The organism is Streptomyces sp. SP18BB07, from assembly GCF_036322545.1.
In the GTDB taxonomy this organism is placed as follows: domain Bacteria; phylum Actinomycetota; class Actinomycetes; order Streptomycetales; family Streptomycetaceae; genus Streptomyces; species Streptomyces deccanensis.
The window spans coordinates 47,245-73,845 of record NZ_JAQYWT010000224.1 but is presented as its reverse complement, the minus strand read 5'-3'; the positions used below and the strand labels follow the sequence as shown (position 1 = coordinate 73,845).

General features: G+C 69.7%; 20 protein-coding genes. 12 read left to right on the top strand and 8 right to left on the bottom strand.

What is annotated here, in order from left to right; genetic code table 11:
• Positions 1-128: 128 nt before the first annotated feature.
• From PUR53_RS06055 to PUR53_RS06020, 8 genes are all read left to right on the top strand, one after another.
• Positions 129-1,058: a carbohydrate ABC transporter permease gene (locus PUR53_RS06055; protein WP_329896056.1), complete on the top strand. Its 930-nt coding sequence runs from the start codon at positions 129-131 to the stop codon at positions 1,056-1,058.
• Between the two features lie 19 nt (positions 1,059-1,077).
• Positions 1,078-2,010, top strand: coding sequence for a carbohydrate ABC transporter permease (locus tag PUR53_RS06050; protein WP_329896057.1), 933 nt, complete (start codon positions 1,078-1,080; stop codon positions 2,008-2,010).
• Between the two features lie 204 nt (positions 2,011-2,214).
• Positions 2,215-3,414, top strand: a complete 1,200-nt coding sequence (locus tag PUR53_RS06045; protein ID WP_329896058.1) for an ROK family transcriptional regulator — start codon at positions 2,215-2,217, stop codon at positions 3,412-3,414.
• A 137-nt stretch (positions 3,415-3,551) separates the two neighbouring features.
• Positions 3,552-4,640 carry a sugar ABC transporter substrate-binding protein gene (locus tag PUR53_RS06040; protein ID WP_329896059.1) on the top strand — a complete coding sequence of 363 codons (1,089 nt, stop codon included), beginning with the start codon at positions 3,552-3,554 and terminating at the stop codon, positions 4,638-4,640.
• 254 nt (positions 4,641-4,894) lie between these two features.
• Entirely contained in the window at positions 4,895-5,686 is a 792-nt protein-coding gene (locus PUR53_RS06035) for an ATP-binding cassette domain-containing protein (protein WP_078853670.1), read from the top strand.
• Positions 5,683-7,017: a sugar ABC transporter permease gene (locus PUR53_RS06030; RefSeq protein WP_329896060.1), complete on the top strand. Its 1,335-nt coding sequence runs from the start codon at positions 5,683-5,685 to the stop codon at positions 7,015-7,017. The genes PUR53_RS06035 and PUR53_RS06030 overlap by 4 nt, the downstream gene beginning before the upstream one ends.
• A 292-nt stretch (positions 7,018-7,309) precedes the next feature.
• Entirely contained in the window at positions 7,310-9,229 is a 1,920-nt protein-coding gene (gene dxs, locus PUR53_RS06025) for a 1-deoxy-D-xylulose-5-phosphate synthase (protein WP_329896061.1), read from the top strand.
• Positions 9,230-9,410: 181 nt separating this feature from the next.
• Complete coding sequence (locus tag PUR53_RS06020; RefSeq protein ID WP_329896062.1) at positions 9,411-10,931, top strand: amino acid permease; 1,521 nt, start codon at positions 9,411-9,413, stop codon at positions 10,929-10,931.
• An 83-nt stretch (positions 10,932-11,014) separates the two neighbouring features.
• On the opposite strand, the gene PUR53_RS06015 is transcribed toward PUR53_RS06020, so the two are convergent.
• From PUR53_RS06015 to PUR53_RS05995, 5 genes are all read right to left on the bottom strand, one after another.
• On the bottom strand, positions 11,015-11,389 hold the full coding sequence (locus PUR53_RS06015; protein WP_329896063.1) for an NTP pyrophosphohydrolase: 375 nt from the start codon (positions 11,387-11,389) through the stop codon (positions 11,015-11,017).
• 266 nt (positions 11,390-11,655) lie between these two features.
• Complete coding sequence (locus PUR53_RS06010; protein WP_329907624.1) at positions 11,656-13,785, bottom strand: 3-hydroxyacyl-CoA dehydrogenase NAD-binding domain-containing protein; 2,130 nt, start codon at positions 13,783-13,785, stop codon at positions 11,656-11,658.
• Positions 13,782-15,008, bottom strand: coding sequence for a thiolase family protein (locus PUR53_RS06005; RefSeq protein WP_329907623.1), 1,227 nt, complete (start codon positions 15,006-15,008; stop codon positions 13,782-13,784). Before PUR53_RS06005 ends, PUR53_RS06010 begins: the two co-directional genes overlap by 4 nt.
• A 226-nt stretch (positions 15,009-15,234) precedes the next feature.
• On the bottom strand, positions 15,235-16,251 hold the full coding sequence (locus tag PUR53_RS06000; RefSeq protein ID WP_329907622.1) for a LacI family DNA-binding transcriptional regulator: 1,017 nt from the start codon (positions 16,249-16,251) through the stop codon (positions 15,235-15,237).
• A 92-nt stretch (positions 16,252-16,343) separates the two neighbouring features.
• The gene (locus tag PUR53_RS05995; protein ID WP_329907620.1) at positions 16,344-18,740 is read right to left on the bottom strand and encodes a glycoside hydrolase family 2 protein; all 2,397 of its coding nucleotides are present in this window, start codon (positions 18,738-18,740) and stop codon (positions 16,344-16,346) included.
• Positions 18,741-18,919: 179 nt separating this feature from the next.
• Between PUR53_RS05995 and PUR53_RS05990 the strand changes: the two genes are divergently transcribed.
• The 3 genes from PUR53_RS05990 to PUR53_RS05980 are packed head-to-tail and all read left to right on the top strand — an operon-like array spanning position 18,920 to position 22,061.
• A complete protein-coding gene (locus PUR53_RS05990; protein WP_329907619.1) occupies positions 18,920-20,236 on the top strand; it encodes an ABC transporter substrate-binding protein in 1,317 nt (438 codons plus the stop codon).
• On the top strand, positions 20,236-21,207 hold the full coding sequence (locus PUR53_RS05985; protein WP_329896068.1) for a carbohydrate ABC transporter permease: 972 nt from the start codon (positions 20,236-20,238) through the stop codon (positions 21,205-21,207). Before PUR53_RS05990 ends, PUR53_RS05985 begins: the two co-directional genes overlap by 1 nt.
• On the top strand, positions 21,204-22,061 hold the full coding sequence (locus PUR53_RS05980) for a carbohydrate ABC transporter permease (protein WP_329896069.1): 858 nt from the start codon (positions 21,204-21,206) through the stop codon (positions 22,059-22,061). The genes PUR53_RS05985 and PUR53_RS05980 overlap by 4 nt, the downstream gene beginning before the upstream one ends.
• Positions 22,062-22,161: 100 nt before the next feature.
• On the opposite strand, the gene PUR53_RS05975 is transcribed toward PUR53_RS05980, so the two are convergent.
• From PUR53_RS05975 to PUR53_RS05965, 3 genes are all read right to left on the bottom strand, one after another.
• Positions 22,162-23,463 carry a ribonuclease D gene (locus tag PUR53_RS05975; protein WP_329896070.1) on the bottom strand — a complete coding sequence of 434 codons (1,302 nt, stop codon included), beginning with the start codon at positions 23,461-23,463 and terminating at the stop codon, positions 22,162-22,164.
• 177 nt (positions 23,464-23,640) lie between these two features.
• Positions 23,641-24,300, bottom strand: a complete 660-nt coding sequence (locus PUR53_RS05970; protein WP_033529424.1) for a helix-turn-helix transcriptional regulator — start codon at positions 24,298-24,300, stop codon at positions 23,641-23,643.
• A 330-nt stretch (positions 24,301-24,630) separates the two neighbouring features.
• Entirely contained in the window at positions 24,631-25,302 is a 672-nt protein-coding gene (locus tag PUR53_RS05965; RefSeq protein ID WP_329896071.1) for a DUF3000 domain-containing protein, read from the bottom strand.
• A gap of 186 nt (positions 25,303-25,488) precedes the next feature.
• Here PUR53_RS05965 and hemE point away from each other — a divergent pair, with 186 nt between their 5' ends.
• Positions 25,489-26,556 (top strand): uroporphyrinogen decarboxylase, encoded by a 1,068-nt coding sequence (hemE, locus tag PUR53_RS05960; RefSeq protein WP_329896072.1) that lies wholly within the window; start codon positions 25,489-25,491, stop codon positions 26,554-26,556.
• Positions 26,557-26,601 lie beyond the last annotated feature (45 nt).

Here is a 26,601-nt window from a genome sequence, read left to right as displayed (position 1 = left end):
TCGGAGCGCCGAGGGAGCTGCGCGCTGTGGTGAGCTGCGGGTCCGTCGTGGCTCGCCGCGCAGTTCCCCGCGCCCCGAAAGGACGGGGCGCGCCTTTCGTCTCATGGAACCCGAGGCAGGAAACGCCAATGCGTAAAGGGCAGAACCGGTTCGTCGCGGGGTTTCTCCTGGCCCCCGTGGCGCTTTATCTGATCTTCGTGATCTGGCCGTACATCCAGACGTTCGGCTATTCGCTGACCGACTGGAAGGGGCAGTCGCAGACCTTCTCCTTCATCGGCCTGGACAACTACACCGCGTTGTTCGAGGACGACATCTTCCTGCAGGCGATCTGGCACAACATCCTGTTCCTGGTGTTCATCCCGGTCATCACCATCCTGCTCGCGCTGTTCTTCGCGTTCATGCTGAACGCGGGCGGGCGCGGCCGGGCCGGCGGGGTGTCGGGGGTCGCCGGCTCGGGCTTCTACAAGATCGTGTACTTCTTCCCGCAGGTGCTGTCGCTGGCGATCCTCGCGGTGCTGTTCGGCGCCGTGTACCGCAGCGACAGCGGCGGCATGCTCAACGGCCTGCTGATGAAGCTGGGGCTGGTCGACGAGAGCGCTCCCGTCGAATGGCTGAACGAGCCGAACATGGTGCTCTGGGCCCTCATCCTGGTCGTCGTGTGGCACGGCGTCGGCTTCTACCTGGTGCTGTTCTCCGCCGCCATGCAGGCCATCCCGCGCGACATCTACGAGGCCGCGCTGATCGACGGCGCCGGCCGCGCCCACACCTTCTTCCGCATCACCCTGCCGCTGCTGTGGGACTCCGTGCAGACCGCCTGGGTCTACCTCGGCATCGCGGCGATGGACATGTTCATCCTGGTCTCGACCATGACCGCGGGCGAGTACGGCGGCGGCCCCGACCACCACAGCGAGGTCATGGCGACCGTGATGATGCGGAACTTCCTGCTGTACGGCAGGAGCGGCTACGCCTGCGCGATGGGCGTCGTGATGCTGCTCCTCACCCTGATCGTGTCGGTGGTCATGCTGCGGGCCACCCGTCGCGAGCGCGTCGAGTTCTGAGCGGGAGAGACGACAGAAGATGAGTGCACCCCTCAAGACCGCCTCGCGCGGAGACTCGGTCCCCACCGGCCCGACGGTGGACACGGGCCGGACCGGACCCGGCGACGAGCGCGGCGAAGGCGTCGTCCTGAACGTCTTCTCGCACGGCTTCCTCGCCCTGTGGGCCCTGCTGATCGTGCTGCCGCTGCTGTGGCTGGTGCTCAGCTCCTTCAAGACCGACGCCCAGATCGGCGGCTCGGCCTTCGGCTGGCCCGAGAACTGGTCCCTGGACGTCTTCTCCCGGGCCTGGGACAAGGGCATCGGCGACTACTTCGTCAACACGGTCATCGTGCTGGTCTTCTCCGTGCCGCTGACCATGCTGTTCGGCTCGATGGCCGCGTACGTCCTGGCCCGCTACCCGTTCCGGGGCAACCGGCTGCTGTACTACTTCTTCGTCGCCGGCGCGATGTTCCCCGTGTTCCTGGCCCTGGTGCCGTTGTTCTTCATGGTCAAACGGCTGGACATGCTGAACACCTACCAGGGGCTGATCCTGGTGTACGTCGCCTACTCGCTGCCGTTCACCGTGTTCTTCATGCACGCGTTCTTCCGGACACTGCCCACCGCGGTGTTCGAGGCGGCCATCCTCGACGGGGCCTCGCACACCCGGACGTTCTTCCAGGTCATGCTGCCGATGGCGAAGCCCGGACTGATCAGTGTCGGGATCTTCAACACCTTGGGGCAGTGGAACCAGTTCATCCTGCCCACGGTCCTCATGCAGCCGCAGAGCGGCGACGATCCCGAGCGCTACGTCCTCACCCAGGGCCTCATCCAGCTCCAGCAGCAGCAGGGCTACGCCTCCGACCTGCCCGTCCTCTTCGCCGGCGTCACCATCGCCATGATCCCCATGCTGGTGGTCTATCTCTCCTTCCAGCGCCAGGTGCAGGCGGGCCTCACCTCGGCCACCCTCAAGTAGCCCGTCCCGGGACCCCAAGTAGCCGCAGAGTGACATTTAGTGGTCATTCGGCGACCCCAGTTTCCGTCAAGGACTTGACTGCGGTAACCCGTTCAGCGGAGCTTGGAGTTCACAACTTGTAAGTGGGCCGGGTCTCGTGGCTGTGACCCGGGTCACCCGGGCGGCGTGCGGGCCGCCCGGTCTGGGACGGGAGTGGATGAGTCGATGGAGACTCCGGGGTCGCAGTCGTCGCTGCACCGAGCAAATCTCGAGCGCGTCGTACGGGCGGTGCGTCTCGCCGGGTCGCTCACTCAGGCGGAGATCGCCAGGACCACCGGCCTGTCCGCGGCCACGGTCTCCAACATCGTGCGCGAGCTCAAGGACGGGGGAACCGTCGAGGTCACACCCACGTCGGCGGGTGGCCGCCGGGCGCGTGCGGTCTCGCTGAGCGGGGACGCCGGAATCGTGATCGGCGTGGACTTCGGGCACACGCATTTGCGCGTCGCGATCGGGAATCTGGCTCATCAGGTGCTGGCCGAGGAGGCCGAGCCGCTGGATGTGGACGCCTCCTCGACGCAGGGTTTCGACCGGGCGGAGCAGCTGGTCACCCGCTTGGTCGAGGCCACCGGGGTGGACCGTACGAAGATCGCGGGGGTGGGCCTCGGTGTGCCCGGCCCGATCGACGTGGAGTCCGGGTCGCTCGGCTCCACCGCGATCCTGCCGGGCTGGACCGGCACCAAGCCGGCCGCCGAGATGCGTGACCGTCTCGGCGTCGCCGTGCACGTGGACAACGACGCCAACCTCGGCGCCCTCGGTGAGCTGGTCTGGGGCAGCGGTCGGGGGGTGCGGGACCTGGCCTACATCAAGGTCTCCAGCGGCGTTGGTGCCGGACTGGTGATCGATGGCAAGATCTACAGGGGCCCGGGTGGCACAGCGGGAGAAATCGGGCATATTACTCTTGATGAATCCGGCCCGGTCTGCCGCTGCGGCAACCGCGGCTGCCTGGAGACCTTCGCTGCCGCGCGCTATGTGCTGCCGCTCCTCCAGTCCAGCCACGGCACCGACCTGACCATGGAAGGGGTCGTACGGTTGGCGAGGGACGGGGACCCGGGCTGCCGTCGGGTGATCGCCGACGTCGGCCGACACATCGGAAGTGGAGTCGCCAATCTCTGTAATCTGTTGAACCCGAGCCGCGTGGTCCTCGGTGGCGATCTCGCCGAGGCCGGAGAGCTGGTTCTCGGGCCCATAAGGGAGTCGGTCGGCCGGTACGCGATCCCGAGTGCCGCACGTCAACTCTCAGTGCTGCCAGGGGCACTTGGCGGCCGTGCCGAGGTCCTCGGGGCCCTGGCGCTGGCCCTCAGTGAGATGGGTGATTCCACCCTTTTGGACGGGACCCTCACCGCGGCAACCCCTGTCTTCACTTAGAGAACGAAACACGCCGTTGCCAACCCGTTAAGGATTTACTTCTTGACGTCGCACGTGTGGCCGAGTTGACTTCCAGCCACCTCGGTCGCAGTGCTGCGGCCCGTGTCAGGGAGGCACAACCCAAAATGAACGCAACGATGCGTAGAGTCGTGATCGGCGCCACCGCGGTTTCGCTGGCGCTCTCCGTGGCCGCCTGTGGCAAGGCCGGCGACGACAACGACTCGGACAGCGGCGGCAGCGGTGGCGACAGCAAGACGATCGGTCTGCTCCTGCCCGACAACGTCACCGCGCGCTACGAGAAGTTCGACCGTCCGTACTTCGAGGACAAGGTCGAGGAGCTCTGCGCCGACTGCAAGGTCGAGTACGCGAACGCCGCCGCCGACCCCACCAAGCAGGCTCAGCAGATGAGCACCATGGTGACCAAGGGCGTCAAGGTCATCGTCGTCTCCGCCCAGGACTCCGCCGCCATCAAGTCCTCCATCCAGTCCGCGGTGGACAAGGGCGTCAAGGTCGTCGCCTACGACCGTCTGGCCCAGGGCCCGGTCTCGGCCTACGTCTCCTTCGACAACGTCAAGGTCGGCGAGCTGCAGGGCCAGGCCCTCCTCGACGCCCTCGGCGACAAGGCGACCCCGAAGGCCAAGGTCGTCATGATCAACGGCGACGACGCGGACCCGAACGCCGGTCAGTTCAAGGAGGGCGCGCACAAGGCCCTCGACGGCAAGGTCGACATCGCCTACGAGCAGTCCGGCCTCTGGAAGGACACGGTCGCCGCCCAGAAGATGTCCGCGGCCATCACCCAGCTGGGCGCCAAGAACATCGCGGGCGTCTACGCCGCCAACGACGGCATGGCCGGTGGCATCGCCAACACCCTCAAGGGTGCGAAGATCAGCGGCATTCCGCTGACGGGCCAGGACGCCGAACTCGCCGCCATCCAGCGGATCGTCGCCGGCACGCAGTCCTCCACGGTCTACAAGGCCTACAAGCCGGAGGCCGACACGGCCGCCGAGCTCGCGGTCAACCTGCTGGAGGACAAGGACATCAAGTCCCTGGCCGACACCGAGGTGACCAGCGGGTCCGGCGACAAGGTCCCGGCGAAGCTGCTGACCCCGGTCTCCGTGACCAAGGACAACATCAACGACACGGTGGTGAAGGACGGCCTCTACAAGGTCACCGACATCTGCACCGCCGAGTTCGCCAAGGCCTGCAAGGAGGCCGGCCTCGAGTAGTCACTCGGGCCCGGGCCGCGAGCGGTCACCGCGTCACGACCGCTCAAGGCCCACCCAGAACCTGTCCGGCGCCCGCCCCGACCTCAGACCCCGCTTCCGGGTCGGGCGCCGGACGGAACCGCTGCCGAGAGGGCAGCGGCCACACGCATGTTCACCTTGTAAGCCTTGTGCGACGGCCCCTCACCCCCGGGGCCGGCACATCCTCCGCGCCCGGTTTCCGGCGCGGCATCCCCGCCGGTCAGGCGGCGAAGGAGATGGTTCACGTGTCCGCTACGCCCGTGCTGGCGTTGCGCGGAGTCTCCAAGCGATTCGGTGCGGTGCAGGCACTCACCGACGTCGAGCTGGAGGTCCACGCCGGTGAAGTGGTCGCCCTGGTGGGCGACAACGGCGCCGGAAAGTCCACCCTGGTCAAGACCATCGCGGGTGTCCACCCCATCGATGAGGGCGTCATCGAGTGGCAGGGCGACCCGGTCAAGATCAACAAGCCGCACGACGCCCAGGGCCTCGGTGTCGCGACGGTCTACCAGGACCTCGCGCTCTGCGACAACCTCGACGTCGTCGGCAACCTCTACCTCGGTCGCGAACTGCTGCACCGGGGCGTCATCGACGAGGTGACGATGGAGAAGAACTCCCGGGAGCTGCTGTCCACGCTCTCCATCCGGATCCCGAGCGTACGGATCCCGATCGCGAGCCTCTCCGGCGGTCAGCGCCAGGTCGTCGCCATCGCCCGCGCCCTCATCGGTGACCCCAAGCTCGTCATCCTGGACGAGCCCACCGCCGCCCTCGGTGTCGAGCAGACCGCCCAGGTCCTCGACCTGGTCGAACGGCTGCGTGAGCGCAACCTCGCCGTCATCCTCATCAGCCACAACATGGCCGACGTGAAGGCGGTCGCGGACACCGTGGCCGTCCTGCGGCTGGGCAAGAACAACGGCTCCTTCTCCGTGAAGGACACCAGTCACGAAGAGATCATCGCCGCGATCACGGGTGCCACGGACAACGCCGTGACCCGTCGCGCGGGGCGGCGCACCACGGAGGCGGCAAAGTGAGCGACACGTCCAAGACCGTGAAGAGCGATTCCGCGACGGACACGGGGGCGGGCGGCCAGACCACGGTCGCGCCCGCCGACGACCCCACGGCCGCGCCGGTCACCGTCGTCGACCCGCGTCTGCTGGTCCGCGAGGAGGGCCTCAAGGGCTACGTCACCGAGTTCAAGCGCAAGGTGAAGGGCGGCGAGCTGGGCTCGCTGCCGGTGGTCATCGGCCTGATCGTCATCTGGACGATCTTCCAGCTCCAGAACGATCGTTTCCTCAGCGCCGACAACCTCTCGAACATCAGCTACTTCCTCTCGGCCACCGGCATGCTCGCCATCGGCCTGGTGTTCGTGCTGCTGCTGGGTGAGATCGACCTGTCCGTGGGCTCGGTCAGCGGCCTGGCCTCGACCCTGTTCGCCGTGTTCGCGGTGAACGAGGGCATGAACTCCTGGTTGGCGCTGGTCCTCGCGGTCATCACCGGTCTGGCCATCGGCGCGCTGCACGGCTGGTTCTTCGCCAAGATCGGCGTACCCGCGTTCGTCGTCACCCTGGCCGGCTTCCTCGGCTGGAACGGCCTGATGCTGTGGCTGCTGGGTGAGAGCGGCACCATCAACATCCCCTCCGACGAGGGCCCGGTCCGCCTGCTCGGCCAGAGTTCCTTCTTCATGGACCAGGCCATCATCGGCGCGTACATCCTCGCCGGGCTCGCCGTGGTGCTCTCCCTCGTCGGCAACCTCAACGAGCAGCGCCGTCGTCGGGCCGCGGGTGTGCCGTTCCGTCCGACCAGCGAGATCCTGCTGCGCGTCGGCGCGCTCGCCCTCGTCTCCTTCGCCGCCGCCGCCGTGCTCAACAACGCGTCCGGTGTCTCCAACGCGCTGGTGATCTTCCTGGCGGCGCTGGTGGTCGTGGACTTCGTGCTGCGTCGTACGACGTACGGCCGTCAGGTGTTCGCGGTCGGCGGCGGCATCGAGGCCGCCCGCCGTGCCGGTATCAATGTGCCGATGATCCGGATCACCGTGTTCGCCATCTCCGGTGGCTTCGCGGCGGTCGGCGGTATGTTCTTCGCCGGCCAGACCGCGAGCGCGACGCTGTCCGCCGGTGGCGGCAACACGCTGATGCTCGCGATCGCCGCGGCCGTCATCGGTGGCACCAGCCTCTTCGGTGGGCGCGGGTCGGTGTGGTCGGCGCTGCTGGGCATGCTGGTGATCCAGTCGATCCAGACCGGTCTCGACCTGCTGAACATGAACACCTCGATCCAGTACATGATCACGGGTGCGGTGCTGTTGGGCGCGGTCGTCATCGACTCGGTCAGCCGTCGGAGCCAGAAGGCTGCGGGTCGCGCGTAGCGATCTGACGGGGGGCGCCGTCGGGGTGCCTGTCCGTCGCCGGCTGCGGGTTGTTCGTGGCTGGTCGCGCAGTTCCTCGCGCCCCTTCAGGGCGCTCATGTGCCCGGTGCCATAAGGCGCCGGGCACTTCCGCTTGTTGTCGGACGTTTCGTACGGGTACGTCTGCGCAGGATGGTTTACGGCCATTCGCGTGACACGGGACTCGACCGCCCGGCCGTCGGCCCGGTGCGCGGAAGATTAGACTTCGTCGAGCCCGGTAACGCTCGAACAGCACTATCGCAAGGAGGCACGGGTGCCGCTGCTGACCCGCATCAGGGGACCGCGCGATCTGGACCGGCTCAGCCTGGAGGAGTTGGACCAGCTGGCGGAGGAGATCCGGACCTTCCTCGTGGAGGCGGTGTCGAAGACCGGCGGTCACCTCGGCCCCAACCTCGGCGTGGTCGAGCTCACCATCGCCCTGCACCGGGTCTTCGACTCGCCCAAGGACAAGGTGCTGTGGGACACGGGCCACCAGTCCTACGTCCACAAGCTGCTGACCGGCCGCCAGGACTTCTCCAGGCTGAAGATGAAGGGCGGCCTCTCCGGCTACCCCTCGCAAGGTGAGTCCGAGCACGACGTCATCGAGAACAGCCACGCCTCCACGGTGCTCGGCTGGGCCGACGGCCTCGCCAAGGCCAACCAGGTGCTGAAACGCGACGACCACGTGGTCGCCGTCATCGGCGACGGCGCGCTCACCGGCGGTATGGCCTGGGAGGCGCTCAACAACATCGCCGACGCCAAGGACCGCCCGCTGGTCATCGTCGTCAACGACAACGAGCGCTCGTACGCGCCGACCATCGGCGGCCTCGCCAACCACCTGGCCACGCTGCGGACCACCGACGGCTACGAGCGCTTCCTCGCCCGCGGCAAGGACCTGTTGGAGCGCACCCCCGTCGTCGGCCGGCCGCTCTACGAGACGCTGCACGGCGCCAAGAAGGGGCTGAAGGACTTCATCGCCCCGCAGGGCATGTTCGAGGACCTCGGCCTGAAGTACGTCGGCCCGATCGACGGCCACGACATCGAGGCCCTGGAGTCCGCGCTGTCCCGCGCCAAGCGGTTCGGCGGCCCGGTCATCGTGCACTGCCTCACCGAGAAGGGCCGCGGCTACCAGCCCGCCCTCCAGGACGAGGCCGACCGCTTCCACGCCGTCGGCAAGATCCACCCGGACACGGGCCTGCCGATCTCCTCCTCCGGCGCCGACTGGACCTCCGTCTTCGGCGAGGAGATGGTCAAGCTCGGCAAGGAGCGCGAGGACATCGTCGCCATCACGGCGGCCATGCTCCAGCCGGTCGGGCTCGACCGGTTCGCCAAGGCCTTCCCCGAGCGGGTCTACGACGTCGGCATCGCCGAGCAGCACGGCGCGGTCTCGGCGGCGGGCCTCGCCACCGGGGGTCTGCACCCCGTCTTCGCGGTGTACGCCACCTTCCTCAACCGGGCCTTCGACCAGGTCCTGATGGACGTCGCCCTGCACAAGTGCGGTGTGACGTTCGTCCTGGACCGGGCCGGGGTCACCGGCACCGACGGCGCCTCGCACAACGGCATGTGGGACATGTCGATCCTCCAGGTCGTCCCGGGGCTCCGGCTGGCCGCGCCGCGCGACGCCGACCAGGTCCGCGCCCAGCTGCGCGAGGCCGTCGAGGTCACCGACGCGCCGACCGTGGTGCGCTTCTCCAAGGGCGCCGTCGGCCCCGCCGTGCCCGCCCTGCGCCGAGTCGGCGGCATGGACGTGCTGCGCGAGCCCGGCACCGACACCCCGGACGTGCTCCTCGTCTCCGTCGGCGCCCTCGCGCCGATGTGCCTGGAGATCGCCGACCTGCTCGACAAGCAGGGCATCACCACGACCGTCGTCGACCCCCGCTGGGTCAAGCCCGTCGACGAGCACATGGCGCCGCTCGCGGACAAGCACCGCGTGGTCGTCACCGTCGAGGACAACTCCCGCGTCGGCGGTGTCGGCTCGGCCGTCGCCCAGGCGCTGCGCGACGCCGGCGTCGACATCCCGCTGCGCGACTTCGGCATCCCGCCGCGCTTCCTCGACCACGCCACCCGCGCCGAGGTCCTGGCCGAGATCGGCCTCACCGCGCCCGACATCGCCCGCCAGGTCACCGGGCTGGTCTCCAAGCTCGACGGCCGGTTCGGCGACGCGCCCGCCGAGGCGGAACCCGCGCGCGACTGACGTACCCCGTTGGGCTGTTCGGGCCGGTGTCGCCATTCTTTACGGTGGTGATACCGGCCCATTCGCGTGAAACCGCTCGCGCCCGGGCAAACGCTCTCCCAGTCTCGGCTTCGCTCGACCGAGGGGACCCCATCGCCCCCTCCCCATCATGTCGAGGACGCCCAGCGTGGGAGGTACGCCCGTGAGCAGCACACTCTTCCGGACGAAGAAGGTCGAGCAGTCCATCCTCGATACCGAGGAGCCCGAGCACGCGCTCAAGAAATCCTTGTCCGCGCTGGATCTGACGGTCTTCGGCGTCGGTGTCATCATCGGCACCGGCATCTTCGTCCTCACCGGCACGGTGGCCAAGAACAACGCCGGTCCCGCCGTCGCCCTCGCCTTCGTCGTGGCCGGCGTCGTCTGCGCGCTCGCCGCCCTCTGCTACGCGGAGTTCGCGTCCACGGTCCCGGTCGCCGGATCCGCGTACACCTTCAGCTACGCCTCCCTCGGGGAGCTGCCCGCCTGGATCATCGGCTGGGACCTGGTGCTGGAGTTCGCGCTGGGGACGGCGGTGGTGGCCGTCGGCTGGTCCGGCTACATCCACTCGCTGATGGACAACGCGGGCTGGGACCTGCCCGCCGCGCTCGGCACGCGGGACGGGGCCGACGGCTTTGGCTTCGACATCCTCGCCGCCGCGCTCGTCCTGGTCCTCACCGCCATCCTCGTGGCCGGCACCAAGCTCTCCGCGCGGGTCACCTCGGTCGTCGTCGCCATCAAGGTGACGGTCGTCCTCACCGTGATCATCGCGGGCGCCTTCTTCGTCAGCGGCGACAACTACGACCCGTTCATCCCGAAGGCGCAGGAGGTGCCGGCGGGTGACAGCCTCCAGTCCCCGCTGATCCAGCTGATGTTCGGCTGGGCGCCCGCCAACTTCGGGGTGATGGGCATCTTCACGGCCGCCTCCGTCGTCTTCTTCGCGTTCATCGGCTTCGACGTCGTCGCCACGGCCGCCGAGGAGACGCGGAACCCGCAGCGTGACATGCCTCGCGGCATCCTCGGCTCCCTCCTGATCTGCACCACGCTGTACGTGGCGGTCTCGATCGTCGTCACCGGCATGCAGCACTACACCGACCTGTCGGTGACCGCTCCGCTCGCCGACGCCTTCAAGGCCACCGGGCATCCGTGGTTCGCGGGCTTCATCAGCTTCGGCGCCGCCGTCGGTCTGACGACCGTGTGCATGATCCTGCTGCTCGGCCAGACCCGGGTGTTCTTCGCGATGAGCCGCGACGGACTGCTGCCGCGCTTCTTCTCCCACGTCCACCCCCGGTTCAAGACCCCGCACCGGCCGACCATCCTGCTCGGTGTGGTCATCGCGATCGTCGCGGGCTTCACCCCGCTGAGCGAGCTGGCCGAGTTGGTGAACATCGGCACGCTGTTCGCGTTCGTGGTCGTCGCGATCGGTGTCGTCATCCTCCGCCGGACCCGCCCCGACCTGCACCGGTCGTTCCGCACCCCCTGGGTGCCGCTCGTCCCGATCCTCTCGGTGTGCGCCTCGCTGTGGCTGATGCTCAACCTGCCCACCGAGACCTGGCTCCGCTTCGCCGCCTGGATGGTCCTCGGCATCGTCGTCTACTTCGTCTACGGCCGCACGCACAGCCGGCTCGCACGTCACGAGGAGACGCCGGCGGGCGAGACCGGGGGTCCGGGCCGCGGCACCCCGTAGCCGGCCCTCCGCGGCCCCGGTCCCCGACCGGCCCTGCGCTCCCGTTTCCGACGGGACCATGGGGCCGTGTCACCGTCAGCGGCTCACGAACCGCCGCGCACCGTTCGCGGGCCGGTCACCTCGGCGCCCAACTCGGCCACTCTGCGGCGCAGTTCACGGTCGGCGGTGACCACGAGGCAGGGGCGGTCGGGGGCCTCCTCGGCGACGAGTTCCACGATGCGGTCGTCGCCGCTGCGGGGGGCCGCCTCGACCCGTACGCCGGGGACCGGCTCCACGCCCCGGGCCGCGCCCTCGACCACCATCACCAGCTCGACGGGCCCGTCGTGGCCGGGTACCCCGTCGCGGGCCAGGCGGTCGCGCAGCCGCTCCGCCGCGCCGCGCCGGTCGCGCCACCAGCCGTCGGGGACGGAGCCGATGACGTTGGCGGCGTCGACGATCACGAGCAGGGGAGCGTCCATGGGGGACAGGGTCGCACGCCGGACGGTCCGGCCAGGTGGGTGCTGGCCAGACTGGCGTTGGCGCCGGCGGTCGCTGTCTGACGGTGTGTGCGCCTACGCGGCTGCCGGGGCAGGTGATGCGGCGCGTGCGGGTTGTGTCGGGTTGCTCGCGCAGTTCCCCGCGCCCCCAACGGGCGCGGCTGCCCACCCCCGACCGTCAGGAGGGCCTCCGAGCACGTCAAGAGGGCCCCCGCCCGCAGGCGGAGGCCCTCTAGAGGTTCATACGGTCACGCGGGGACCGAAGCCACCCCGGCCTCCAGGAACTTCTTGCCGTTGACGCGCTCGCTGATGCCCTCGCGGTCCAGGTACGGCGTGATGCCGCCCAGGTGGAAGGGCCAGCCGGCGCCCGTGATCAGGCAGAGGTCGATGTCCTGCGCCTCGGCGACTACACCCTCGTCGAGCATGAGCCCGATCTCCTGGGCGACGGCGTCGAGGACACGGTCACGGACCTGCTCCTCGGACAGGACGACATCGCCCTGCTTGAGGAGCGCGGCGACCTCGGGGTCCAGCTCCGGCTTGCCGGAGTCGTAGACGTAGAAGCCGCGCTTGCCGGCCTTGACGACCGCGGCGAGGTTCTCGGAGACCGTGAAGCGGTCCGGGAAGGCCCGGTTGAGGGTCTCGGAGACGTGCAGACCGATGGCGGGGCCGACCAGTTCGAGCAGCACCAGCGGCGACATCGGCAGGCCCAGCGGCTCGACCGCCTTCTCGGCCACGTCGACCGGCGTGCCCTCGTCGATGACGTTCTGGATCTCGCCCATGAAGCGGGTGAGGATGCGGTTCACCACGAACGCCGGGGCGTCCTTCACGAGCACCGCGGTCTTCTTGAGCTTCTTGGCGACGGCGAAGGCCGTGGCCAGCGAGGCGTCGTCCGTGGCCTCGCCCCGGACGATCTCCAGGAGCGGCAGGATCGCGACCGGGTTGAAGAAGTGGAAGCCCACGACCCGCTCGGGGTTCTTGAGCTTCGACGCCATCTCGGTCACCGACAGCGAGGAGGTGTTGGTGGCGAGGATCGCGTGCGCCGGGGCGACCGCCTCGACCTCCGCGAACACCTGCTGCTTGACGCCGATCTCCTCGAACACGGCCTCGATGATGAAGTCCGCGTCGGAGAAGCCCTCGGCCTTGTCCAGCACACCGGTGACCAGCGCCTTGAGACGGTTGGCCTTGTCCTGGTTGATCCGGCCCTTGAGCAGCAGCTTGTCGATCTCGGCGTGGACGTAGCCCACACCCTTGTCGACGCGCTCCTGGTCGATGTCGGTCAGCACGACCGGCACCTCCAGGCGGCGCAGGAACAGCAGCGCGAGCTGGGAGGCCATCAGACCGGCGCCGACGACGCCGACCTTGGTGACCGGGCGGGCCAGGTTCTTGTCCGGGGCACCGGCGGGGCGCTTGCCGCGCTTCTGCACCAGGTTGAAGGCGTAGATGCCAGCGCGCAGCTCGCCACCCATGATCAGGTCGGCGAGGGCGACGTCCTCGGCGTCGAAGCCCTGCTGGAGGTCGCCGTTCTTGGCGGCGGCGATGATGTCCAGCGCGCGGTAGGCGGCCGGGGCCGCGCCGTGCACCTTGCTGTCGGCGATGAAGCGGCCCTTGGCGACGGCCTGGTCCCAGGCGTCACCGCGGTCGATCACCGGGCGGTCGATGACGATCTCGCCCTTGAGGACGGAGGCCGTCCAGAGCAGCGACTGCTCCAGGAAGTCGGCGCCCTCGAAGAGGGCGTCGGCGATCCCGAGCTCGTAGACCTGCTTGCCCTTGAGCTGCTTGTTCTGGTTGAGGCTGTTCTCGATGATCACCGAGACGGCCTTGTCGGCACCGATCAGGTTCGGCAGGATCGTGCAGCCGCCCCAGCCCGGAACCAGGCCCAGGAAGACCTCGGGGAGCGAGAACGCCGGGAGGGCCGCGGAGACGGTCCGGTAGGAGCAGTGCAGACCGACCTCGACGCCACCGCCCATCGCGGCACCGTTGTAGTACGCGAAGGTCGGGACGGCGAGCGCGGACAGCCGCTTGAAGACCTCGTGACCGCCCTTGCCGATGGCGAGCGCGTGCTCGTGCTCCTTCAGCAGCTCGACGCCCTTGAGGTCGGCGCCGACGGCGAAGATGAACGGCTTGCCCGTGACACCGACACCGACGATCTCGCCGGCCGCGGCCTCCTTCTCGACCTGGTCGATGGCGGTGTTCAGGTTCGCCAGCGATGCCGGGCCGAAGGTGGTCGGCTTGGTGTGGTCGAAGCCGTTGTCCAGCGTGATGAGCGCGAAGCGCCCGGCGCCGAACGGCAGGTCGAGGTGGCGTACGTGCGCGGACGTCACGACCTCGTCGGGGAACAGCTCGGCCGCGCCCTTGAGAAGCTCAGCGGTGGTGCTCACTTGTCGCCTCCGGCGTCCTTGTGGTGCGGGTTCTCCCAGATGACGGTGGCGCCCATGCCGAAGCCGACGCACATGGTGGTGAGGCCGTAGCGGACCTCCGGCTGCTCCTCGAACTGGCGGGCGAGCTGCGTCATCAGACGCACACCCGAGGAGGCCAGCGGGTGACCGAAGGCGATGGCGCCGCCGTACTGGTTGACGCGCGCGTCGTCGTCGGCGATGCCGTAGTGCTCCAGGAAGGCGAGCACCTGGACGGCGAAGGCCTCGTTGATCTCGAAGAGACCGATGTCGGAGATCGACAGGCCCGCCTGGGCGAGCGCCTTCTCCGTCGCCGGGATCGGGCCGTAGCCCATGACCTCCGGCTCGACACCCGCGAAGGAGTACGAGACGAGGCGCATCTTCACCGGGAGGTCGTTCTCGCGGGCGAAGTCCTCGGACGCGATGAGCGAGGCGGTGGCGCCGTCGTTCAGACCGGCCGCGTTACCGGCGGTGACCCGCCCGTGCACACGGAAGGGGGTCTTGAGGCCCGACAGGTTCTCCAGGGTCGTCCCCGGCCGCATCGGCTCGTCGGCGGTGACCAGACCCCAGCCGGTCTCGCCGGCCTCGGCGTTGGTGCGGCGCACCGAGATCGGTACCAGGTCGGCCTGGATCTTGCCGTTGGCGTACGCCTTGGCGGCCTTCTCCTGGGAGCGCACGGCGTACTCGTCGGCGCGCTGCTTGGTGATCGTCGGGTACCGGTCGTGCAGGTTCTCGGCGGTCATGCCCATGAACAGGGCGGACTCGTCGACCAGCTTCTCGCTGACGAAGCGCGGGTTCGGGTCGACGCCCTCACCCATCGGGTGGCGGCCCATGTGCTCGACACCGCCGGCGATGGCGACGTCGTAGGCGCCGAAGGCGACGGAACCGGCGACCGAGGTGACGGCGGTCAGGGCGCCGGCGCACATCCGGTCGATGGAGTAACCGGGCACCGACTGGGGCAGACCGGCGAGGATGCCCGCCGTCCGGCCGATGGTGAGGCCCTGGTCACCGATCTGCGTGGTCGCGGCGATGGCGACCTCGTCGATCTTCGCGGGCTCCAGGCCGGGGTTGCGGCGCAGCAGCTCCCGGATCGCCTTCACGACGAGGTCGTCGGCGCGGGTCTCGTGGTAGATGCCCTTCGGGCCCGCCTTGCCGAACGGGGTGCGGACGCCGTCGACGAAGACGACATCCTTGACGGTACGAGGCACGATGGCTCTCCTCCAGAGGTGCGGGACGGCACTGCTGCGACGCGCAACCGCTGAGCGCGCGCTCAGGCCCATGCTACTTGCGAGTAACAGTGCTGCCCACCCCTGAGCGAGGGAGCGGTGAAGGTCACATCGCGTCGCCATGTTACCGCCGGTTACCTGCAGTCACCGCAAGGGGCGCGGGGAACTGCGCGACCAGCCGAAACGAACCCGCACTCCCGTACGGCGCTCAGGGGGCAGTCGCAGTGGACCCTCTCGGAACCAGCACAGGCGTAGCAACCGGATGCGACACCCCGACCTCTCCGTCCCCCGCGATCACCCCGAACAACGTACGCCCCACCTCCGCCCCGAACCCGTACACGTCATGACTCATCGCGGACAACGTCGGCCGCGTCAGCCGGCACAACTGCGAGTCGTCCCACGCCAGCAACGACACCTCCTCCGGCACCCGCACCCCCATCTCCGCCGCCACCGCCAACCCCGCCACCGCCATGATGTCGTTGTCGTAGACGATCGCCGTAGGACGATCACCCCGCGCCCCGGTCAGCAGCGACCGTGTCGCCCGCGCCCCCGCCTCGCCCGAGAAATCGGTCGCCACCTGCCACGCCCCGGCCAGCCGCAACTCCCGCGCCACCTGGTCGAACGCCGCCGTACGAATGGCCGTGTGCCCCAGCGCGGCAGCGCCCCCCACCCGGGCGATCCGCCGATGCCCCAGCGCCGCGAGATACCGCACCGCCTCCGTCACGGCGGTCGCGTCGTCCGTCCACACGGACGTGAGCCCGCCGGTCAACGACGGATGCCCGACGGCCACCACCGGCACCCCCAGCCGCCCCACCGCGGCCACTCTCGGATCATCCGCGCGGAAGTCGACGAGGATCGACCCACTGACCTGCCGCCCCCGCCACCACGCGTCCTGGAGCCCCACCTCCTCCTCCAGATTCCGCACCAGCCGCAGCAGCAGCGAACAGGACCGCTCGGTCAGCACGCTCTCCACGCCGGAGATGAACTCCATGTAGAACGGTTCGAGCCCGAGTTGCTTGGCGGGCCGGCAGATCGCCAGCCCCACCACGTCGACCCGCTGGCTCGACAACGACCGCGCCGCCAGGTTCGGCGCCCACCCGAGCTGCCGTGCCGCCGCGAAGATCCGGTCCCGCGTGGCGTCGGCCAGCCCCGGCTTCCGGTTGAACGCGAGCGACACCGCGCCCTTGGAGACCCCGGCCAGCGCGGCGACGTCCTTGATGGTCACGCGCGGGGGCGGAGGCAGACCCGACGACGGAGGTGGACCCGACGGCGAAGGCAGACCCGACGGCGAAGGCGGTGGCGGAGTCGGTGAGGCGCTCACCGGGCGGGCTCCACGCAGTACAGGGCCCGCCGCACGTCCTCCACGTCCGGCACGCCCTCCAGCCCGCGCACCCCGATGGTCACCCGCTCACCCGGCAGCAGGGTGACCAGCCCGGTGTCGGCCCGCGCCGCCGGCCCCAGCCGGTCCGCCTGCAGCAGCAGGTCCCGCACCAGCGTCCGCGCCGTCACGGTCACCGAACCCGGCCCGACCTCGACCTCGAACCCCGGCGCCGGATACGGCACTTCACGATCCGCCACCGGGAAGTACACCGCCCGCAGCGGCCCCTCCCCGCCCCGCCCGTCGGCCACCAGGAACTCCTTCGCGCCCACGGGCTCCACCTCACGCGGCACCCGCACCTCGGCCACCGTACGCGCGGAGGCGGACACCTCCACCGCCACCTCGGCGACGACGACCCCCTCCACGGACATCCGCCGCAGCCGCAGCCCACCCGGGACCCAGGGCTCACCCGCCTGGTTCACGACGGCCAACACCAGCCCCGCCCCCCGCACTTGCAGCGTCAGCAGCCGGTCCGCGTACAGCCGGCGCAGCTCGTGGTAGAGCGGCTTCTCCCTGCCGTCCCCGTCGACCGCCGCCCACGAGGTCACCGGCCAGCAGTCGTTGAGCTGCCACACGACCGTGCCCGCGCACACCGGCCAGTGCGAGCGCCAGTGCTCGATCCCGGCGGCGATCGCCCGCGCCTGGTTGACCTGCGTCAGATAGTGCCAGCGGTCGAAGTCCCCGTCCGGCACGACGAAATGACGCGCGAGCCCCCGCTCCAGCTTCCCGTTGCCGTCCTCGGCCTTCTGGTGGTGCAGCATCCCGGGGGAGTCGGGCGCGAGTTCCTCACCGGGCAGCGCCCGCCGCAGGGTCGCGTACGCGGGCGGCGCCTGCCACCCGAACTCGGCGACGAATCGCGGCACGTTCGCCCGGTACTCCGCGTAGTCCTCCCGGTTCCACACCTCCCAGGAGTGGTGCGTGCCGTGCGCCGGGTCGTTCGGATGCCGGTCCCACGACCCCGACCACGGACTGCCCGCCGTGTACGGCCGGGTCGGGTCCAGCTCCGCGACCACCCGCGGCAACAGCCCCAGGTAGTACCCCTCGCCCCACGACTGCCCGGCGAGCCGCTCCTCCCAGCCCCAGTCCCGGAACCCCCACAGGTTCTCGTTGTTGCCGTTCCACAGCACCAGCGACGGATGCGGCATCAGCCGGACGACGTTCTCCCGCGCCTCGGCCTCGACCTCGCTCCGCAGCGGCTGCTCCTCCGGGTAGGCGGCGCACGCGAACGGGAAGTCCTGCCAGACCAGCAGCCCCGACTCGTCGCAGACGTCGTAGAAGTCCTCGCTCTCGTAGATCCCGCCGCCCCAGATCCGGACGAGATCGACGCCGGCCCCGGCCGCCTGCCGCAGCCGCTCCCGGTACCGCTCGCGCGTGACGCGGGAGGGGAACACGTCGTCCGGGATCCAGTTCACCCCGCGCGCGAACAGCCGCTCCCCGTTGACGACGAGGGTGAACCCGGTCCCGTGCTCATCGGCGCCCCGGTCCAGTTCCACGGTCCGGAACCCGACCCGCCGCCGCCACACATCGAGCGCGTCACCCTCGCCGTACAGGGTCAACTCCACCTCGTACATGGGCTGTTCGCCGTAGCCGCGCGGCCACCACAGCTCCACGCCCGGCACCTCCAGCCGGATGGCACCGCTCGTCCCCTCGACCTCCACGGCCGCGGCGACACCCCCCACCCGGGCCTCCAGCCGCAGCCCCGCCTCGACGGCCGCCCGCTCCACGTCGACGAGCAGCTCCACCCGCCCCGTCGGCCCCTCGACGGTCACCAGCGGCCGTACGCGGGCGATCCGGGCCGTGGACCACCTCTCCAGCCGAACGGGCCGCCAGATCCCGGCGGTCACGAGGGTCGGCCCCCAGTCCCAGCCGAAGGAGCAGGCCATCTTCCTGATGAACTGGAACGGTTCCGGATAGGCGTTCGGCCGGTCGCCGAGCCGTTCGCGCACCGCCTCGGCCTCGGCGTACGCGGAGGCGAAGCGCACCGAGAGCAGACCGCTCATCCCGGTGATGTCGAAGCGGTACGAGCGGTGCATGTTCCGTACCGAGCCGAGGAGCCGGCCGTCGAGCCGGATCTCGGCGGCGGTGTCGAGCCCGTCGAAGACCAGGTCGGTCTGGTCGTGCCCGCCGGCCGCGCCGCCTCCGGGCAGCTCGACCTCGTACGTCCACTCCCGGCGTCCCACCCACGCCACCTCGTCCTCGTTCCGCCCGAGGAAGGGGTCCGGGATCAGCCCGGCCGCCAGCAGATCGGTGTGCACGCACCCGGGCACCACGGCGGCGAGCGGTCCCCGCTCGTGCCGGAGGATCCAGCCCTCGGTGAGCGGTGTGGCGTCCAGCATGCGCACTCCTAAACCGATCCAGTCAGTGGTCCGGCACGATCGCGAAATCTTTCGGCAGCCTTGGCGAAATAGGGACTTTACCGGTTCAGTGAACGGCTGCCAGAGTGCCGAACCAGCCATCCACCCATCCACCCATCCATCCCACCCGTGCTCGTCCGTCCCGAACGGAGCTGGTGCACATGAACCACCGGAAGACGCTCACCGGAACACTGCTGGCGGCCGCGCTTCTCGCGTCGGGCTGCACCGGCGGCGGAGGAAGCTCCAAGGGCGCCGACGCCGAGGCGGCCGACGACCCGGCTCAGGTGTCCGGATCCATCACGGTTCTCACTCACCGGACGGACATCGTGCAGGACGGCACGATGCAGAAATACGCCGACGCCTTCAACAAGACCTATCCGAAGGTGAAGGTGAAGTTCGACGCGATCACCGACTACGAGGCCGAAGTCAAGATCCGGATGAACACGGACAACTACGGCGACGTGCTCATGATCCCGGCCGTCATCAAGAAGAACGACTACCCCAAGTTCTTCGCCTCGCTCGGCACCCAGAGGGAGCTGAGCGAGAAATACCGTTTCACCGACTTCACCGCCGTCGACGGCAAGGTCTACGGCCAGAGCCCGATGGGCGCGGCCCCCGGCTTCCTCTACAACAAGCGGATCTGGGCCGAGGCCGGCGTCACCGACTGGCCCACCACCCCGGCGGAGTTCCTCACCGCGCTGAAGGCCATCAAGTCCAAGACCGACGCCGTGCCGTACTACACCAACTTCGCCGCCCAGTGGCCGCTGACCCAGTGGACCGCCGTCAACGGCTCGGTGAGCTGCGACACCGAGGCCACCACCCGGCTCGCCGAGGGCAACCCGTGGGGCGAGGACGGCGAACTACGCGTCGCCGACCAGCTGTTGTACGACATCGTGCACCAGAAGCTGATCGAGAAGGACCCGTCGACCACCAACTGGGAGAACTCCAAGCCGCAGTTGGCGAAGGGCGAGATCGCGACGGCCTGGCTCGGCAGCTGGGCGGTCATCCAGTTCCGGCAGGCCGCCGAGAAGGCCGGCGCCGACCCCGACGACATCGGCTTCATGCCGTTCCCCGCCCGCGTCGACGGCAAGGCCTGCGCGACCGTCAACCCCGACTACAACCAGGCCGTCAGCATCCATTCGAAGCACAAGGAGGCGGCCCGCGCCTGGATCGACTGGTTCACCGACAAGTCCGGCTACGCGCAGGACAACCTCTCGATCTCCACACTCAAGGACGCCCCTCTGCCCGAGGTCCTGAAGCCGTACGAGGACCAGGGCGTCGAACTCATCGAACTCGACGACGCCGAGGGCGCGAAGGTCAAGGAGATCGACAACGCCTCGGAGGTCGGCATCAACGCGCCCGCCTACCGCCAGGAACTGGTCGACATAGCCCGGGGCGCCAAGGACGGCGACATCGACGACTTCCTCGACGACCTCGGCAAGCGCTGGACCGAGGCAGCGAAGACCGTGGGGTCCTGATGCCCCAGGCGCGTACGACATCCCGCTCGCACGCGACGGAGAAGGCGGCGCGGCCCCAGGGGGCCGCGCCCCGGCCCCCCACACCCGGGCGCGCCCCTCGCGGGGTGCGCCTGTGGCGCGGGCTCACCCCCTGGCTCTTCCTGGCCGTCCCGCTGGCCCTGCTGATCACCTTCACCTACGCGCCGGTCGCCAACATGCTGGCGTACAGCTTCACCGACTGGGACGGCGTCAGCCCCGAGCTGAGCTACACCGGCACCGACAACTACGTCGAGATCTTCACCCGCCCCGAACTGTTCCGGGTCTTCTTCGTCAGCGGGTACTACCTGGCCGCGTCGGCCGTGCAGATCGCGCTCGCCCTCTACTTCGCGACCATCCTCAGCTTCAACCTCCGCTTCCGGAGCCTCTTCAAGGGCATCCTCTTCTTCCCGTACCTGATCAACGGCGTCGCCATCGGCTTCGTCTTCCTCTACTTCTTCCAGGACGGCGGCACCCTCGACTCGGTCCTCGCCCTGTTCGGCCACGAGTCGGACCGCGCCTGGCTGGGCACGGAGACCTCCGCGAACGTCTCACTGGCCGGCGTCTCGGTCTGGCGCTACATGGGCCTGAACTTCGTGCTCTTCCTCGGCGCGATCCAGTCGATCCCGGGGGAGTTGTACGAGGCGGCCGAACTCGACGGCGCGAACCGCTGGCACCGGTTCCGCTACATCATCGCGCCCGGCATCCGACCCGTCCTGAGCCTGAGCGTGATCCTCTCGATCTCCGGCTCGCTCTCGGTCTTCGAGATCCCGTACATCATGACGGGCGGCGCCACCGGCACCGAGACCTTCGTGATCCAGACCGTCAAGCTCGCCTTCCAGTTCAACAAGACGGGCCTCGCGTCCGCCGCCGCGGTCGTCCTGCTGCTGATCATCCTGGCGGTGACGTGGCTGCAACGCCGGCTGGTCCCCGACGACAGGGTGGACCTCGTATGACGACGCTGACGACCCCAACCCCGGTGACCCGTGGGCGAGTCGCCCGCACGCTCACCTATCTGTCCCTGGTCGGCGCGTCGGTCGTGGTGCTGCTGCCGCTGCTCGTGGTCCTGCTGACCTCGCTCAAGACCGAACGGGAGATGGCGGACGACAGCGGCGCCCTCACGCTGCCGGACAGCCTCCTGAACTTCGAGAACTACGCCACGGCCTTCCGCGACGGCGAGATGCTCACCGCCTTCGGCAACACGGCCTTCATCCTCTTCTTCGCCATCACCGGAACGGTCCTCATCGGCTCGATGGCGGCCTACGCGATCGACCGCTTCACCTTCCGCTTCCGGAAGCTGGTGGTCGCCCTCTTCCTCGTCGCCACGCTCGTCCCCGGCGTCACCACCCAGGTCGCGACCTTCCAGATCGTCGACAGCTTCGGCATGTTCGACACCCTCTGGGCGCCGATCGCGCTCTACATGGGCACCGACATCGTCTCGATCTACATCTTCCTGCAGTTCGTGCGGTCGATCCCGGTCTCGCTCGACGAGGCGGCCCGGCTGGATGGCGCCAACGCCTTCACGATCTACCGGAAGATCATCTTCCCGCTGCTCAAACCGGCGGTCGCCACGGTCGTCATCGTCAAGGGGATCACCGTCTACAACGACTTCTACATCCCCTTCCTCTACCTGCCCTCCGACGACCGCGGCGTCATCTCCACATCGCTCTTCCGCTTCAAGGGGCCCTTCGGAGCCCACTGGGAAACGATCTCGGCAGGAGCGATCCTGGTGATCCTGCCGACCCTGATCGCCTTCCTGCTGCTCCAGAGATTCATCTACAACGGCTTCACGAGGGGAGCGACGAAGTGAGGGAGCCTCGACAGCTGCCGAGGTCGTTCAGGGGTGCGGGGAACTGCGCGACCAGCCACGAAGCACCCGCAGTCGCCCACCGACAGCACCCCTACGGCGACTACGCGCCCTTGGCCTTCGCCACTGCCCCCATCGCCCCCACCAACACCGGAGTCACCAACTCCACCTGCCAGGGCCGAGCCCCGTACCCCGCGAGCGCCGCACTCACGCCCTCCGCGTCCAGCGACCCCGGAGGCTCCCAGCACAGCCGCCGTACCGTATCCGGCGTGATCAGGTTCTCCTGAGGCAGGGCGAGCTGCTCCGCCAGCGCGGACACCCCGGCTCGCGCCGCGGACAGCCGCGCCGCCGCCGCCGGATCCTTGTCGGCCCACGCCTTCGGCGGCGGCGGCCCCGTGACCGGCTGCCCGTGCGCCGGCAGCGCGGAGTCCGGCAGGGCCCTGGCCCGGTCCACCGCGGCCTGCCACTGCTCCAGCTGCCGCCGTCCCATCCGGTGGCCGAACCCGGTCAGCGCGGCCAGCGCGTGCGCGTTGACCGGCAGGGCCAGCGCCGCCTCCACGATCGCCGCGTCGCTCAGCACCTTCCCCGGCGAGACGTCGCGGCGCTGGGCGATCCGGTCCCGTGCCTCCCACATCTCCCGCACGACCGCCATCTGCCGGCGTCGCCGCACCTTGTGCATCCCGGACGTACGCCGCCAGGGGTCCTTGCGCGGTTCGGCGGGCGGCGCGGACGCGATCGCGTCGAACTCCTGCCGCGCCCACTCCAGCTTCCCCTGCCGGTCCAGCTCCTTCTCCAGGGCGTCCCGCAGGTCCACGAGGAGCTCCACGTCGAGCGCGGCGTAGCGCAGCCACGGCTCGGGCAGCGGGCGGGTGGACCAGTCGACCGCGGAGTGGCCCTTCTCCAGGACATAGCCGAGGACGCCCTCGACCATCGCGCCGAGGCCGACCCGGGGGAACCCGGCGAGGCGCCCGGCCAGCTCGGTGTCGAAGATCCGCGTCGGCACCATGTCTATCTCACGCAGACAGGGCAGGTCCTGGGTGGCCGCGTGCAGCACCCACTCCACGCCCGAGAGCGCCTCACCGAGGCCGGAGAGGTCGGGGCAGGCGACGGGGTCGATGAGCGCGGTGCCCGCGCCCTCACGGCGCAGCTGCACCAGATAGGCCCGCTGACCGTAGCGGTAACCGGACGCGCGTTCGGCGTCCACGGCCACGGGGCCGGAGCCGGCGGCGAAGGCGGCGATCACCGCGGCGAGCGAGGACTCGTCGGCGATCACGGCCGGAATGCCTTCCCTCGGCTCCAGCAAAGGGATCGGCGCCCCCGCTTCAGAGGATCCGCCGTCGTCCGGAGGGGCGCCTCCGGTGGTTCGCAGGGTCCTGTCTGCTGCGGTCTCTTGGGCGTCGGTCACCTGTCAAGGGTATCCGTGTATGGACATGGCCCGCCGACGGAACGTTCCGCCGACGGGCCTTGTGGGGTCGTAAACCAGTCACGTGTCACACGTGTCAGTGAATGTTCCCGGCGAACCGGGAGAGGCCGGACGTGCGGGGACGATCCCGGCCTCTTCGCCGTCCCGGCCTCCCGGGGGTCAGTGGATGATCCCGGTGCGCAGGGCCACCGCAACCATTCCGGCGCGGTCGCCGGTGCCGAGCTTGCGTGCGATTCGGGCCAAGTGGCTCTTGACCGTGAGCGCGGACAGGCCCATGGAGACGCCGATCGCTTTGTTCGACTGACCCTCCGCGACCAGGCGCAGTACCTCGACCTCGCGGCCCGACAGCTCCCGGTAGCCGCCCGGGTGGCTCGGGGCGCCCGGGGGACGGCGGTGCATACGGGCGGCGGAGCCGATGGGGGCGGCGCCGGGGCGGGTGGGCAGTCCGATGTTGGTACGGGTGCCGGTGACGACGTATCCCTTCACACCGCCCGCGAGGGCGTTGCGTACGGCGCCGATGTCGTCGGCGGCGGAGAGGGCGAGGCCGTTGGGCCACCCCGCCGCGCGGGTCTCGGAGAGGAGGGTGAGGCCGGAACCGTCCGGCAGGTGGACGTCTGCGACGCAGATGTCACGGGGGTTGCCGACGCGCGGACGGGCCTCGGCGATGGACGAGGCCTCGATCACGTCGCGGACCCCGAGGGCCCACAGGTGGCGGGTCACGGTGGACCGGACCCGGGGATCCGCCACCACCACCATCGCGGTCGGCTTGTTCGGACGGTAGGCGACCAGGCTTGCGGGCTGCTCGAGGAGAACGGACACCAGGCCTCCTGGGGTGCGGGACGGGGGCCGGCTCGCTGGGCTCGTGGGGTCGAAGCCGGGACGAACCGTGCTTTCAAGGTCACAGAGGTCTTCGGCACCAAACCTCTGCTCCTTTAGAGAATGATCACGATTTGGTGAGTAACAATACGTTCAATTCGGACAAATCTTCGATCATTCGAAGATCGAACGGTGTCGCTTCATGTCGATACGCGGCCGAAAGTGGCCGTATCGACAAAGAGATGGTTGTGGTCGGCGTGGTGGCTCGCACGTGAAAAGGACCGTGCTCGGCGAGCACGGTCCTTCGCGAACACAGTCCTTCAGAGGGAGGGGTCAGCGGGACTGCGGCCCCCGCCGCTGCGGCAGCGACACCACCGCCGCGTCCCCGGGGTCGACCGCCGGCGGCAGACCCGCGATCTGGGCGAGCAGGTCGCACCATGAGGCGAGGTGCGCGGCGGTGTCGGGAACCCCGCCCAGGACCTCGCGCGGGGTCCACGACGCCCGGATCTCGATCTGGGACGCGGCCGGCCGCGACGCCAGCCCGCCGAAGTAGTGGGAGCCGGCCCGTGTCACCGTCCCGCTCGGCTCCCCGTACGACAGCCCCCGGGTCTGCAGCGCGCCGGTCAGCCACGACCAGCACACCTCCGGCAGCAGCGGATCCGCCGCCATCTCGGGCTCCAGCTCCGCCCGGACCAGGGTCACCAGCCGGAACGTGCCCTGCCAGGCGTCGTGTCCCGCAGGGTCGTGCAGCAGGACCAGCCGGCCGTCGGCCAGATCCTCGTCGCCCTCGACGACCGCGGCCTCCAGGGCGTACGCGTACGGGGCGAGCCGCTGGGGTGGCTTGGTCGCCTCGATCTCGATCTCCGGCCGCAGCCGTGTGGCTTTCAGCGCTTCGACGGCGGAGCGGAACGGCAGCGGTGCCGTCTCCCTCGCATCGCCCTCCCCCTCCTTCGCGTCGTCCATCCCGCCAGCGCCGTCCGACAGTCGTCCCTGAGCCGCAGCCATGCCGGAACATTAAGGGGAACGGGGCCCCGGCGCAGGGCAAGACACCCGTGCGCTGGGTCACGGTCGCATCGCGCTGAGCGAACGCGGGCCCCGTCGGCGCGCGCAGGCGCCGACCGCCGGAGCGCGGGCCCCGCTCGCCGACGGCCCGGGCCATCACTGTCAAGCAGGCGTGCGAGACTTTGCCTCGTGAGTGCCAACGCCAGCCCCTCGGGCCACCAGCCGACCGCCACGTACAACTCAGCCTTCCTGAAGGCGTGCAGGCGCGAGTCCGTGCCGCACACACCGGTGTGGTTCATGCGGCAGGCCGGGCGCTCGCTCCCCGAGTACCTGAAGGTGCGCGAGGGCATCGGGATGCTGGAGTCGTGCATGCGGCCCGAGCTGGTCACGGAGATCACCCTCCAACCGGTCCGCCGGCACCGGGTGGACGCGGCGATCTACTTCAGCGACATCGTCGTCCCGCTCAAGGCCATCGGCATCGACCTCGACATCAAGCCCGGCGTCGGACCCGTCGTCGAGAAGCCGATCCGCAGCCGCGCCGACCTCGCCCAGCTGCGCGACCTGACCCCCGACGACGTCTCCTACGTCACCGAGGCCATCGGGCTGCTCACCGCCGAACTCGGCGAGACCCCCCTCATCGGCTTCGCCGGCGCCCCCTTCACCCTCGCCAGCTACCTCGTCGAGGGCGGCCCGTCCCGCACGTACGAGAACGCCAAGGCGATGATGTACGGCGACCCCGAGCTCTGGGCCGACCTGCTCGACCGCCTCGCCGGGATCACCTCCGCGTTCCTGAAGGTCCAGATCGAGGCGGGCGCCTCCGCCGTGCAGCTCTTCGACTCCTGGGCCGGCGCGCTGGCCCCGGCGGACTACCGTCGCTCGGTGCTGCCCGCCTCCGCGAAGGTCTTCGACGCCGTCGCCGGGTACGGCGTCCCCCGCATCCACTTCGGCGTCGGCACCGGTGAGCTGCTGGGCCTCATGGGCGAGGCCGGCGCGGACGTCGTCGGCGTCGACTGGCGCGTCCCGCTCGACGAGGCCGCGCGCCGCGTCGGCCCCGGCAAGGCGCTCCAGGGCAACCTCGACCCGACCGTCCTGTTCGCCGGCACGGACGCCGTCGAGACCAAGACCCGCGAGGTCCTCGACGCCGCCGCCGGTCTCGAGGGCCACGTCTTCAACCTCGGCCACGGCGTCATGCCCAGCACCGACCCGGACTCCCTGACCCGCCTCGTGGAGTACGTCCACACCCAGACCGCCCGGTAGCGCTCCCGGGTGACCAGCCGGGCCGCGCCCGTCTGCGGAACAGCA